Origin of the sequence: Enterobacter sp. KB-280D8, assembly GCF_041399405.1 — a bacterium.
GTDB lineage: Bacteria > Pseudomonadota > Gammaproteobacteria > Enterobacterales > Enterobacteriaceae > Enterobacter > Enterobacter cloacae_N.
The window spans coordinates 484006-497448 of the sequence record NZ_JBGKEC010000002.1 but is presented as its reverse complement, the minus strand read 5'-3'; the positions used below and the strand labels follow the sequence as shown (position 1 = coordinate 497448).

Below are 13443 nucleotides of genomic sequence, written 5' to 3'. Positions count from 1 at the left end.
GAGGGATTTCGTTTTTATTTAAAAATAAAGTGAATAGTTATTCAAAGCATAAACCGATAACCGATACCGGTTTCAGTTAATAAATGGCGAGGGCGAGCGGGGTCGACTTCGAGTTTCTGACGAAGATGTCCCATATATATGCGTAAATAATGACTATGTTCCACAGCATTGGGTCCCCATACCTGACTTAACAGCTGGCGTTGGGTGAGTACCTTGCCGTGGTTGTTGAGCAGTACGGCGAGCAGGCGAAATTCTATTGGCGTGAGGTGAATTTCCTCATCGCCGCGCATAATGCGTCGCGCGGCCAGGTCAACCCGGATATCCCCAAACGTGTAGGTTGGGTCAGCGGGCGTGGTTGCGCTGTGGCGGCGCAGCGCCACGCGCAGGCGAGCCTGTAGCTCGCCGATACCAAAAGGTTTAATCAGATAATCGTCCGCCCCGGCATCCAGCGCCGCGATTTTATCCGTCTCTTCAGTACGGGCCGAGAGCACGAGGATCGGCATCTGGCTCCACTGACGCACTTCCCGGATAAAATCAATGCCGTCACCGTCCGGCAGGCCAAGATCGAGGATCACCAGGTCCGGCTTGCGGGTGGCGGCTTCAATTAAACCCCGCTGAAGCGTACCCGCATCATGAACGCGCAGACCGTCACCTTCCAGCGCAGCGCGCAGAAAACGGCTAATGGCGATCTCATCTTCAACAATCAGAACGTTGATCACAAATCCTCTGGTAATTCATTAAGTTCTGGCGGGGTTTCCAGAGGAAGTGTAACACAAAAACGCGCGCCGCCTTCCGGACGATTCTCCGCGGAGATGGTCCCGCCATGGACGTCAATAATTGCCTGGCAAATCGCCAGCCCCAGCCCCACGCCCGGAATGGCCGACTCCTTATTGCCGCGCGCGAATTTTTCGAAAATAGCCATCTCCTGCCCGGCAGGAATGCCCGGTCCGGTATCCCAGACGTCAAGATGAAGCGTGCCATCGTCCACTGTCGCATCCACACCAATCCGGGCGCTGGCACCCGCATATTTGCCAGCATTTTCCAGCAGGTTGATCAGCACCCGCTCAAAGAGCGGGCCATCAACGTGAATTAACGTCAGTGGCTCGGGCATGTTCAGCGCAATATGCCGCCCGCCTAAGCCAGGTTCGAGCATTTTCAGCGCGCTGCCCACCACTTCTTCGAGCGTGAGCCACTCTTTTTTGAGGTTAAAACCGCCTGACTGGATACGCGCCATATCGAGCAGGTTATTCACCAGGCGCGTGGTATTCAGCACATGCTGGCGGATTTCGCTGGCCTGAAGGGCGTGCTTAGAGCCTTCCGCTGCCAGGTCCAGCGTCAGAATTTCTGACTGGCCAAACAGGACGGTAAGTGGTGTACGCAGGTCGTGAGACAGCGCCGCCAGCAGCGAGTTACGAATGCTTTCCCGCTCGCTCGCCAGCCGGGCCTGTTCTTCACTGGCAGTGAGCGCCAGCCGTTCCAGCGCGCTGGCAACCAGCAGGGTAAAGGTCTCCAGCAGTCGCTGCTGTTCGGGGATCATCAGCTGGCGCAGGTTGGAGGGCTCAACAATCACCAGCCCCTGATTTTTATCGGCACTGCGCAGCGGCAGAATTTGATAGGGTACGCCGGGCAGGGTGTCAGTCCCTGCGCCCGCGGGTAGCCCTTTATCAAAGCTCCAGCGCGCGATGGCTTCATCCCAGGGCGTCATGCCTGAGGCCGACGTCAGCGGGCGCAGCTTACCGTGTTCGTCAGGGAGTAAAATCAGGTTGCTGGCATGAAACGTCGAGCGAATAAACTGCTCGCTGGTCTGCACAATATCCAGCGGCGTACGGCCCACCGCCAGCGATTTAGACATCTCATACAGATGGCGCGTGCGCTGTTCGCGATAGCGGGCGATACGCGCCTGGTAGCGCACGCCGGCCGTCAGGTTCCCGATCACCAGCCCGACGGTGAGCATCACGCCGAAGGTGAGGATGTATTGCACGTCTGAAACCGCGAGCGTCCCGCGAGGATCAATAAAGAATAGATCGAAGCTGATGACGTTGATCACCGTCGCCAGTACCGACGGCCAGCGTCCGTAAAAGAGCGCCACCACCACTACGCCAAGCAGGTAGATCATCACCAGGTTGGCCGCGTCGAAGGCAATCAGCCATTTGCTGGCAATAATAGTGATCAGGGCGCAGAGCACAACGGCGACAAAACAGCCGCGAAGCTGAATACGCCATTTATCGCTGAAGGCACGGCTGTCCGGGGCGCGGCTGGGTAACGGCGTGGGCTTGTCATCCAGCGCCACGATCACCAGGTCCAGATCCGGCGCGCGGCGGGCCAGCTTGTCGGCAAAGGATTCGCGGCTAAACCAGCGGCGATGCTGGCGGCGGCCAATGACAATTTTCCCCAGGTTATGCTCCCGCGCGTAGCGCAGTATGGCTTTATCTTCCTGTGGATCGGAGAGCGTTGCGGTTTCAGCGCCCAGCTCCTGCGCCAGGCGCAGCGAACTCAGGATCGCGCGGCGCTGGTTTTCGGGCAGAGCGTGCAACTGCGGCGTTTCGACATACACCGCATGCCAGACGCTGCCAAATTTGGCCGCCAGGCGCGCAGCGGTGCGGACAAGCTTTTCATTGCCGCTGCCGTGCCCCACGCACAGCAGGATGGCATCCCGCGTATGCCAGACGCGCTCCTGGCCCTGCAGGTCGCGCCAGGCGCGCATCTGATCGTCGACGCGATCGGCAGTACGACGCAGAGCCAGCTCGCGCAGGGCAATCAGGTTACCTTTTCGGAAAAAATGTTCGATGGCGCGCTCGGCCTGGCCGGCGATGTAGACTTTGCCTTCATGCAGGCGCTGGCGTAAATCATCGGGGGGCAGGTCGACCAGCACCACCTCGTCCGCGGAATCAAAGAAGGGATCCGGCACCGTCTCTCGCACCTGAATGCCGGTCACGCCGCTGACCACGTCGTTCAGGCTTTCCAGATGCTGAACGTTAACCGTCGTGAAAACATCGATGCCGGCTTCAAGTAGCTCTTCAACATCCTGCCAGCGTTTTGGATGGCGTGAGCCTGGCGCATTGCTGTGCGCCAGTTCGTCCATCAGGATAAGGGCGGGACGGCGGGCGAGGGCTGCATCAATATCAAACTCAGTGACTAACCGACCACGATGGCTGATGCGGCGGGGCGGCTGGGTAGCCAGCCCCTTCAGCAGCGACGCCGTCTCTTTACGTCCGTGGGTTTCAACCACGCCGATCAGAATATCGAGCCCCTGCGCCCGAAGCCGCTGGGCTTCCGTCAGCATGGCGAAGGTTTTCCCGACGCCCGCGCAGGCGCCAAAGAAAATTTTCAGTTTGCCGCGATGGGCTTCAGCCGTCTGTTCAAGCAGCCTGTCCGGATCCGGGCGCATGGGCTCGTCGGTCATTTAGTTTTTCCTTAGCGCGTCCAGCGCCAGATTCAGCTCAACAATATTCACCACGGGCATGCCGATGAAGCTGACCAGCGGTTTTTGCGTGTGTTCAGCAACCAGCTTGCTCACCTGTTCGATGGTCAACTGACGGGCGGCGGCGACGCGCGGGATTTGCCAGGCCACTGCTGCCGGGGTCAGGCTGTAGTCCAGCCCGCTGGCCGAGGCGGTTACCAGCTCGACGGGCACCTCACGGGTGGCCAGCGGATTGGCAGCGCGCAGGGCTGCCACGCGCTCAGCAACGGCTTTATCCAGCTCAGGGTTGCTGCCCGCCAGGTTACTGCCGCCGGATGCCATCGGATTATACGGGCTTTCGGCAGTGGCGGAAGGGCGACCCTGGAAGTAACGAGCATCCGTAAAGTTCTGACCAATCAGGAGCGAACCGCGATTTTCACCGTTTTGCATAATCAGCGAGCCGTTGGCCTGATCCTTAAACCACCACTGGCCCAGCGCGGTAGTTACCAGCGGGTACAGCCCGCCGGTAATGAGAGACAGCAGAATAAACAGAAGTATAGCGGGGCGTAACATTGTCATTTGATTCACCTTTTAAACCAGCCCGAACAGGGTCAACAGCAGGTCGATAGCCTTGATACCGATGAAAGGCACCACCAGCCCGCCCAGGCCGTAAATCCACAGGTTGCGGCGCAGCATGGCGGCCGCCGTAAGTGGCTTATAGCTCACGCCCTTCAGCGCCAGCGGGATCAGGAAGACAATAATCAGGGCGTTAAAGATCACGGCGCTCAGAATGGCCGATGCCGGGGAGTGCAGGTGCATCACGTTCAGCGCGTTTAATTGCGGATAGGTCGCGGCAAACGCGGCCGGAATGATGGCGAAGTACTTTGCCACATCGTTAGCGATACTGAACGTGGTCAGCGAACCGCGCGTCATCAGCATCTGCTTGCCAATGTGCACCACCTCAATCAGCTTGGTCGGGTTTGAGTCGAGGTCGACCATATTCCCCGCCTCTTTTGCCGCCTGGGTACCAGAGTTCATCGCCACCGCCACGTCGGCCTGCGCCAGGGCAGGGGCGTCGTTGGTACCGTCACCGGTCATGGCGACCAGACGGCCTTCCGCCTGATACTGACGGATCAGCGCGAGCTTCGCTTCCGGCGTGGCCTCGGAAAGGAAATCATCCACGCCCGCTTCGGCGGCAATCGCCGCGGCGGTAAGACGGTTATCCCCGGTGATCATCACCGTTTTGATGCCCATTTTACGCAGCTGGGCAAAGCGCTCCTTGATGCCGCCTTTGACGATATCCTTCAGGGCAATCACCCCCAGCACGTTCGAGCCTTCTGCCACCACCAGCGGCGTGGCCCCCTGACGGGCCACGCTTTCGACCAGGTTGTCCACTTCTGGCGGGAAGTGGCCATTGTTTGCCTCAATGTGGCGACGAATGGCGTCAACGGAGCCTTTACGGATCATCCGGTCCTGAATGTTAATACCGCTCATGCGGGTTTGCGCCGTGAAGGGCACGAAGGTAGCATGCAGGCTCTGAACGTCGCGCTGGCGAAGGTTAAAACGCTGCTTGGCGAGGATCACGATACTGCGACCTTCAGGGGTTTCATCGGCAAGCGAGGAGAGCTGCGCGGCGTCCGCCAGCGTTTTTTCATCCACGCCCGGAGCGGGTAAGAATTCGGACGCCTGGCGGTTACCGAGGGTAATGGTCCCGGTTTTATCCAGCAGCAAGACATCCACGTCACCGGCTGCTTCAACCGCACGCCCGCTGGTGGCGATGACGTTTGCACCGAGCATGCGGCTCATGCCGGCCACGCCGATGGCCGATAGCAGGCCGCCGATGGTGGTGGGGATCAGGCAGACCAGCAGCGCCACCAGCACCGTGATGGTGACCGCGGTGCCGCCGTAAGCGGAGAACGGCCACAGCGTCGCGGTTGCCAGCAGGAAGACGATTGTCAGGGCCACCAGCAGGATGGTCAGGGCGATTTCGTTAGGTGTTTTACGGCGCTGGGCGCCTTCCACCATGGCGATCATCCTGTCGAGGAAAGTTTCGCCCGGGTTGACGCTGCACTGGATCACCAGCCAGTCGGAAAGAATGCGCGTCCCGCCCGTCACGGAGGCAAAATCGCCGCCGGATTCACGGATCACCGGCGCGGACTCTCCGGTAATGGCGCTTTCGTCTACCGATGCGCCACCCTCAATGACTTCACCGTCGCAGGGGATGATGTCTCCGGCTTCCACCAGCACCACATCGCCTTTGCGGAGTTCATCCGCCGGAACGTGGTCCATCTGCGCGCCGTATTTCGGCTCACGCAGCTTGCGCGCAAACGCCGTTTTTTTCACCCCTTTCAGGCTGTTGGCCTGCGCTTTACTCCGGCCTTCCGCCAGCGCTTCCGCAAAGTTGGCGAACAGCACGGTAAACCACAGCCACAGGCTGATGGCGCCGGTAAACATCGCGTTTCCCGGCATGTGGCCCGTCCCCATGGCAATCGCCAGGGCGGTGGTCAGGACGCTTCCCGCCCAGACAATAAACATCACCGGGTTGTGCCACTGCACGCGCGGGCTCAGCTTTTTGACCGCATCCATAAGCGCCTGACGAACTAACATCGGTTCGAGCAGGGCCAGTTGTTTACGACTCATGACAAATACTCCGCAAAATCAGCGTAAAGAGAGAGTTTCCGCGACCGGGCCTAACGCGAGGGCGGGGATAAAGGTCAGGGCGCCGACCAGCAACACGGTGCCCGTCAGCAGGCCGATAAACAGCGCGCCGTGGGTCGGTAATGTCCCGGTGGTGGTCGGTTGAATTTTCTTATTCACCAGCGATCCGGCAATCGCCATGACCGGCACAATGACCCCGAAGCGACCCACGAACATGCAGAACGCCAGCAGGCAGTTCCAGAACGGTGAGTTGGCGCTTAAGCCCGCAAAGGCGCTGCCGTTGTTGTTGGCGGCAGAGGAGACCGCATAAAGCACTTCACTAAAGCCGTGAATGCCGGGGTTAAAAATGCCGCTGCGTCCGGCCTCGGTCATCAGCGCCAGCGCGGTGCCGAGCAGCACAAGCGCCGGGGTGACCAGAATCGCCAGCGCGGTTAACTTCATCTCGCGAACGTCGATTTTTTTACCGAGGTATTCCGGGGTGCGGCCAATCATCAGACCGGCAATAAATACCGCCAGCAGTACGAACAGCAGCATGCCGTAAAGACCCGAACCCACGCCGCCAAACACCACCTCGCCAATCTGCATCAGCCACATCGGAATCATGCCGCCAAGTGCGGTGAAAGAGTCGTGCATGGCGTTCACCGCCCCGCACGAGGCCGCCGTGGTGACCACCGCATACAGGCTGCTGGCGAGAATGCCGAAGCGGCTCTCTTTCCCTTCCATATTGATATTGCTATTCGCCCCAAGCTGCATGAAATGGCTGTTACCGTTCCATTCCGCCCACATCACCAGCGCCACGCAGACCACGAAGATCAGCGACATGGTCCAGAGCAGGGTGCGGCCCTGACGGCGATCGTTGACCACGTCACCAAAGGCAAAGCAGAGCGCAGCGGGGATCAGGAAGATCGCCAGCATCTGCACAAAATTGGTCAGGGATGTAGGGTTTTCAAACGGATGCGACGAGTTGGCGTTGAAGAAGCCGCCCCCGTTCGTCCCGAGCATCTTGATGGCTTCCTGTGACGCCACTGGCCCCATCGGCAGGAGCTGTTTTGCGCCTTCAAGCGAGGTATAAGGCGTGTAAGGCAGCAGGTTTTGCAGGCTGCCCTGCTGAATAAAGAACAGCGCGATAAGCAGTGCAATCGGCAGCAGGATCCACAGCGTAATGCGCGTTAAATCCACCCAGGCGTTACCCAGAGTACTGATTTTTTGACGCGCAAACGCACGCGTCAGCGCGAAAATTACCGCGATACCGCTGGCGGCAGAGAGGAAGTTCTGCACGGTTAACCCAGCCATCTGGCTGAAATAGCTGAGCGTGGTTTCACCGGCATAGGACTGCCAGTTGGTGTTGGTAACGAAACTGACTGCCGTATTCAGCGCCAGGTGCCAGGACAGGCCCGGCAACTGTTGCGGATTCAGCGGCAGGATGCCCTGAAGCATCAGCATGGCAAAAAGTGCAATCAGCCCGACAATATTCAGCAGCAGAATGGCGATCAGATATTCACGCCAGCTCATCTCCCGATCGTCGATTCCCAGTACGCGCCAGATCCCTTTTTCAACGCTTCCCGTACCGGGCAGGGGGACGTTGTTGATAAGCCGTGCCAGTCCCGTTCCCAGCGGCCTTGCCAGAACGAACAATACCACTAAGAAACTGGCAATAAGCAAAAACGCCTGAGCAGTCATCAGAATGCCTCCGCGTTAATCAGGGCATAGACCAGATAACCCAATAACAGGAACACCAGCACGATGCCGGCAATAAGACCTGCACTCACAATCCACCTCCGGGTGACTTTTGTTGTTGTGCTAACGTTAGGATTTACGGCGCAAAGATTTCGCAAAAATGCGCAGGGCGGATGTAAAAAAAGTATAAAAATGCCAAAGGCCACAAATTAACTATTGATAAGTAAACTGTTAACTTTTTTGTAACTTAATTACGGAGGAAGTGTAAATATTCACTAAATGGATAAAAATAAGTGGTCGGATGAGTAGTAAAATTACACGCAAAGCGATATTATTTTAGCCAGGTCACAGATTTCACATTTTCCGGAGAAGGTTTCCGGCCAACTACAGGGGAGAAAAATATGGATCTTTATAAAGAGTATCCGGCTCATATCGTGTTCATGCGTCGCACTTTCGCCGTAGTGGCTGGCGTGCTGGCCCTGCCGGTGATGCTGTTCTGGAAAGATCGTGCGCGTTTTTACAGTTATCTGCACCGCGTCTGGGCGAAAACCAGCGAAAAGCCGGTGTGGATGGATCAGGCCGAGAAAGCGACCTGCGATTTCTACTGAAACGACGCTGACGCGTAGCTATAAAAAAACCGCCAATAGCAATATGGCGGTTTTTTTGTCCCTCGGGATTCGCGGTCCGTTGGGTGGTCTTGCAGCCCCTACCCGGGATTTTTATCATACCCTCCTGTAATCAGATGGCAATCCCTCGAAGCCTTTATAAATTCCTAATTTTATTCGAGTATCTTACCTTTATAGCGGATGTTAATTATGATGCTGCGTCCCTTTCCGCCATCTCGCAAATGGGCATCGGTCCTGGGAAAGGTGTATTTACAGCCGTAAAGCAGCCCGCCTACCCGGGCTTGTGTCCACCGACTTATCACCGGTGGTGAACGGTGGAGTGGTTAGCTGCAGGGACCGCATAATGAAACGCTATTTTTGCATCGCGTTCATTGCCGCCAGCGTACTCGTTGTAAAGAGCGATGAACCGAATGTGTTTGTCGCTTTAACCACGATAGCGCAGGACAAGTAGCGTTAAGGCCGCCTTGAGCGGCCTTTTTTATTTCATCCCGTCTACACTTCATGGCAAAGTAGTTCAATGCATGCTTTTTCCTTTTACGGCATGCCCTTATGGACATAATGGATATTCGCCTGGAGTTTTATGCCCACCCATCTGGTTTGGTTTCGCGCGGATTTGCGCGTACATGACAACATCGCACTCGCGGCGGCCTGTCGCGCCAAAGACGCTAACGTATTGGCTCTGTTTATGGCTACGCCCGAGCAGTGGCGGCAGCACGATATGGCTCCGCGGCAGGCGGCTTACCTCAAATCCCATCTGAACGAACTGCAACGCGCGCTTGCCGAAAAAGGCATTCCGCTGATCTACAAAGAGGTCAGCGATTTTACCGCGCAGCTTCATATGCTGCAGGAGATATGTCAGCAGAACGGCGTTACGCATCTTTTTTATAACTACCAGTACGAACTGAACGAACAGCAGCGGGACCGCCAGCTGGAGAAAATGCTCGGAGAGGTGGTTTGTGAGGGATTTGATGACAGCGTGATGCTGGCACCGGGCAGCGTGATGACCGGCGGTCACGAAATGTATAAAGTGTTTACGCCATTTAAAAATGCTTTTGTTAAACGCCTGAAAGAGGCGCTGCCGGAGTGCGTACCTGCGCCCGCCGCCAGAGGGGAGGCTATAACCAATCAGCCTGAATTAACGTTTAACTATCCCCAACAGGCATTTGATGAACTACTGTTTCCTGCCAATGAGAAGGCCGCTATTGCGAAGCTGCGCCAGTTTTGCAAACAGGGTGCGGGAGAGTACGACGCGCGCAGGGATTTCCCGGCAATTGAAGGAACAAGCCGTTTATCGGCAAGCCTGGCGCTGGGCGCGCTCTCTCCTCGCCAGTGTTTACATCGTCTTCTGGCCGAGCAGCCGCAGGCGCTGGAGGGTGGAGCGGGTTCGGTGTGGCTGAACGAACTTATCTGGCGCGAATTCTATCGCCATCTGATGACGTATCATCCCGATCTCTGTAAGCATCGTCCGTTCATTCCCTGGACCGATAACGTCAAATGGCAGCACGATGAGGCGCTTTTACAGGCCTGGCAAAAAGGGGAGACAGGCTTTCCGATTGTTGATGCCGCCATGCGCCAGCTAAATGAAACCGGGTGGATGCACAACCGTCTGCGAATGATTACCGCCAGCTTCCTTGTGAAAGATCTGCTTATCGACTGGCGCGTTGGGGAGCGCTATTTTATTTCTCAGCTGATTGACGGTGACCTGGCGGCAAATAACGGCGGCTGGCAGTGGGCGGCCTCTACCGGCACCGATGCGGCTCCCTATTTCAGGATTTTTAATCCGACTACCCAGGGGCAAAAATTTGATGCTAACGGCGACTTTATTCGCCGCTGGTTGCCCGCGCTCAGGAACGTTCCTGCAAAAGCGATCCACGACCCGTGGGCATGGGCGGATAAACAGGGCGTAAAGCTCGATTATCCCCGCCCGATCGTTGACCATAAACAGGCGCGCGTCGCCACGCTGGCGGCGTACGAGGCCGCACGAAAAGTTTGAGAGAATGATGATGAAAAACAGTGAACTGGAACGCCTGATTAACGAAAAGCTTAATACCGCCTCCTTCAGCGACTACGGCCCGAATGGCCTGCAGGTGGAAGGGCGCGAAACGGTGCAGAAAATCATCACCGGCGTGACGGCAAGCCAGGCGCTGCTGGATGAGGCGGTGCGTCAGGACGCCGATGCGGTGATTGTCCATCACGGCTACTTCTGGAAAAACGAATCGCCGATTATTCGCGGCATGAAGCGCAACCGCCTGAAAACGCTGCTGGCAAATGACATCAACCTGTACGGTTACCACCTGCCGCTGGATGCTCACCCGGAACTGGGGAACAACGTGCAGCTAGCGCAACTGCTGGGTATTACCGTGATGGGGGAAATCGAACCGCTGGTGCCGTGGGGTGAACTGTCGATGCCGGTGCCGGGTCTGGAGCTGGCGTCATGGATCGAAGCGCGCCTGGGGCGTCGTCCGCTGTGGTGTGGCGACACGGGGCCGGATAAGGTGAAGCGTGTGGCCTGGTGTACCGGCGGCGGTCAGGGCTTTATCGACAGCGCCGCGCGCTTTGGTGTCGATGCGTTTATTACCGGCGAAGTCTCCGAGCAGACGGTTCACTCTGCGCGCGAGCAGGGGCTGCATTTTTACGCGGCAGGCCACCACGCTACCGAGCGCGGCGGTATTCGCGCCCTCAGCGAGTGGCTGACGGAAAATACCGATCTTGATGTGACTTTTATTGATATTCCTAATCCGGCCTGATGAGAGGTAGTTAAGTGCAGCGAGCGCGTTGTTATCTTCTGGGTGAAACCGCAGTCGTTCTGGAGCTTGAACCGCCGGTTACGCTCGCCACGCAGAAGCGTATCTGGCGGCTGGCACAGCGTCTGCCCGACATGCCGGGCGTCGTTGAGGCCATTCCGGGTATGAATAATATCACGGTGGTGTTGCGTAACCCGCACACGGGGGCGCTGGATGCGATTGAGCGCCTGCAGCGCTGGTGGGAGGAGAGCGAAGCGCTGGAGCCTGAATCGAGGACGATTGAGATCCCGGTTGTTTATGGCGGTAAGGGTGGCCCCGATCTGCGCGTAGTAGCTGAACACTGTGGGCTCACGGAAAAGCAGGTTGTTGAACTGCACAGCTCGGTGGAGTACGTCGTCTGGTTTCTGGGTTTTCAGCCGGGCTTTCCGTATCTGGGCGGACTATCTCCCCGGCTGCATACCCCGCGTCGGGCCGAACCGCGCCTGAGCGTTCCCGCGGGAACGGTGGCGATTGGCGGTGAACAAACCGGAATTTATCCGCTTACCTCACCGGGTGGCTGGCAGCTTATCGGGCACACCTCCATGCCGCTATTTGAACCGGGGCAGGATGCGCCGATCCTCCTGCAACCGGGTGATACCCTGCGCTTTATCCCGCAGAAGGAGGGGGTATGTTAACGCTTATTCGCGCGGGGCTTTACACCTCCGTTCAGGATGCCGGGCGCTTTGGCATGCGCCAGTCCGGCGTGAGCTACTGCGGCGCGCTTGACCGCCCATCTCTGGAGATTGCCAACTTGCTGGTCGGCAACCCGGGCAGTACGGCGGCGCTAGAAATTACTCTGGGTCAGTGTGTGATTGAGTTTGGTCAGGAGACCTGGTTCGCCTTAACCGGCGCGGGCTGCGACGCGACGCTGGACGGCAAAGCGGTGTGGACCGGCTGGCGTCTGCGGGCGAAGGCCGGGCAGCGCTTGACGCTCAAACGTCCGCTCCACGGTGTGCGTAGCTATCTTGCGGTGGCGGGGGGCATTGACGTGCCGGAGGTATTGGGGTCATCCAGTACCGATCAAAAAGCGGGCATCGGCGGACATGAAGGGCGCCTGCTGCGCGACGGGGATCGCCTGGCGATTAAGCCGTCAGCGCGCCATTTTTCCACCACGCAGGGCGTAAAACAGCTGCTGTGGGGGAACGTGATCCGCGCCTTGCCGGGACCGGAATATCAGGAGTTTGATGAGGCCTCGAAAGAGTCGTTCTGGCGCGCGCCGTGGAAGATCAGCCCGCAGAGTAACCGCATGGGCTACCGTCTGCAGGGGCAGCCGCTGACCCGCACGACGGACCGGGAGCTGCTTTCCCACGGCTTGCTGCCGGGCGTGATTCAGGTGCCAGGCAACGGGCAGCCCATCGTGCTGATGAACGATGCGCAAACCACCGGCGGTTACCCGCGCATTGCCTGTATTATCGACGCGGATCGCTACCATCTGGCGCAAATTCCTCTCGGCCAGCCGATTCATTTCGTGCAGTGTTCGCTGGAGGAGGCGCTGAAAGCGCGGCAGGATCAGCAGCGTTATCTCGAACAGCTGGCGTGGAGGCTTGATGGTAAAGATTGATTTAAACGCCGATCTGGGGGAGGGCAGCAGCGCCGATGCGGAACTGATGACCCTGGTCTCCTCGGTCAATATCGCCTGCGGCTTTCATGCGGGGGATGCGCAAACCATGCTGGAGAGCGTGCGTAATGCCATTAAAAACGGCGTGGCGATTGGCGCTCACCCGAGCTTCCCTGACCGGGAGAACTTTGGCCGCACGGCGATGGATCTGCCCCCTGAGACGATCTACGCGCAAATGCTCTACCAGATCGGTGCGCTGGAGGCGATGGTGCGCGCTGAGCACGGCGTGCTGCGCCACGTGAAGCCGCACGGTATGCTCTACAATCAGGCGGCGAAAGATGCTGCTCTGGCGGACGCCATTGCCCGCGCGGTGCGGGACTGCAATCCGCAGCTGATTTTGGTGGGCCTGGCGGGCAGCGAGCTTATTCGCGCCGGACAGCGCCTGGGGCTGACGACGCGGCAGGAAGTCTTTGCCGATCGGGGATACATGCCGGACGGCAGCCTGGTTCCGCGCACGCAGGCCGGTGCGCTGATTACTGATGAAGGCAAAGCGCTGGCGCAGACGCTGGAGATGGTGCGCGCCGGGCGGGTTACCGCCGTGGATGGAACTTCGGCAATTGTTCAGGCCGATACGGTGTGTTTACACGGCGACGGTGAGCATGCACTCCAGTTCGCGCGCCGCCTGCGGGCAGCGTTCTCTGAAGAGGGCATCCTCGTCAGCGCCGAATAATGACGATAAGG

12 protein-coding genes are annotated in these 13443 nt (G+C 58.2%); 6 read left to right on the top strand and 6 right to left on the bottom strand.

Features of this window, described 5'->3' with window-relative positions; translation table 11 throughout:
- Positions 1-41 precede the first annotated feature (41 nt).
- Genes kdpE through kdpF form a run of 6 tightly spaced genes read right to left on the bottom strand, consistent with a single transcriptional unit; the run spans position 42 to position 7827 of the window.
- Positions 42-719, bottom strand: coding sequence for a two-component system response regulator KdpE (gene kdpE, locus AB8818_RS07840; protein WP_116343900.1), 678 nt, complete (start codon positions 717-719; stop codon positions 42-44).
- Positions 716-3403: a two-component system sensor histidine kinase KdpD gene (kdpD, locus tag AB8818_RS07835; protein ID WP_116343901.1), complete on the bottom strand. Its 2688-nt coding sequence runs from the start codon at positions 3401-3403 to the stop codon at positions 716-718. Before kdpD ends, kdpE begins: the two co-directional genes overlap by 4 nt.
- Positions 3404-3979 (bottom strand): potassium-transporting ATPase subunit KdpC, encoded by a 576-nt coding sequence (gene kdpC / locus AB8818_RS07830; RefSeq protein WP_116343902.1) that lies wholly within the window; start codon positions 3977-3979, stop codon positions 3404-3406.
- 12 nt (positions 3980-3991) lie between these two features.
- The gene (gene kdpB / locus AB8818_RS07825) at positions 3992-6040 is read right to left on the bottom strand and encodes a potassium-transporting ATPase subunit KdpB (RefSeq protein WP_192983945.1); all 2049 of its coding nucleotides are present in this window, start codon (positions 6038-6040) and stop codon (positions 3992-3994) included.
- 18 nt (positions 6041-6058) lie between these two features.
- On the bottom strand, positions 6059-7738 hold the full coding sequence (kdpA, locus tag AB8818_RS07820) for a potassium-transporting ATPase subunit KdpA (protein WP_192983943.1): 1680 nt from the start codon (positions 7736-7738) through the stop codon (positions 6059-6061).
- Positions 7738-7827, bottom strand: coding sequence for a K(+)-transporting ATPase subunit F (gene kdpF / locus AB8818_RS07815; RefSeq protein ID WP_014069365.1), 90 nt, complete (start codon positions 7825-7827; stop codon positions 7738-7740). Before kdpF ends, kdpA begins: the two co-directional genes overlap by 1 nt.
- Positions 7828-8136: 309 nt before the next feature.
- Between kdpF and AB8818_RS07810 the strand changes: the two genes are divergently transcribed.
- From AB8818_RS07810 to pxpA, 6 genes are all read left to right on the top strand, one after another.
- On the top strand, positions 8137-8343 hold the full coding sequence (locus AB8818_RS07810) for a YbfA family protein (protein WP_014069366.1): 207 nt from the start codon (positions 8137-8139) through the stop codon (positions 8341-8343).
- 598 nt (positions 8344-8941) lie between these two features.
- Positions 8942-10354 (top strand): deoxyribodipyrimidine photo-lyase, encoded by a 1413-nt coding sequence (gene phrB, locus AB8818_RS07805; protein ID WP_192983941.1) that lies wholly within the window; start codon positions 8942-8944, stop codon positions 10352-10354.
- 10 nt (positions 10355-10364) lie between these two features.
- On the top strand, positions 10365-11108 hold the full coding sequence (locus AB8818_RS07800; protein ID WP_116343919.1) for a type 2 GTP cyclohydrolase I: 744 nt from the start codon (positions 10365-10367) through the stop codon (positions 11106-11108).
- Between the two features lie 14 nt (positions 11109-11122).
- On the top strand, positions 11123-11779 hold the full coding sequence (gene pxpB, locus AB8818_RS07795; protein ID WP_166710450.1) for a 5-oxoprolinase subunit PxpB: 657 nt from the start codon (positions 11123-11125) through the stop codon (positions 11777-11779).
- Positions 11773-12705, top strand: coding sequence for a 5-oxoprolinase subunit PxpC (pxpC, locus tag AB8818_RS07790; RefSeq protein WP_116343907.1), 933 nt, complete (start codon positions 11773-11775; stop codon positions 12703-12705). The genes pxpB and pxpC overlap by 7 nt, the downstream gene beginning before the upstream one ends.
- Positions 12692-13432, top strand: a complete 741-nt coding sequence (gene pxpA / locus AB8818_RS07785) for a 5-oxoprolinase subunit PxpA (protein WP_192983939.1) — start codon at positions 12692-12694, stop codon at positions 13430-13432. Before pxpC ends, pxpA begins: the two co-directional genes overlap by 14 nt.
- Positions 13433-13443 lie beyond the last annotated feature (11 nt).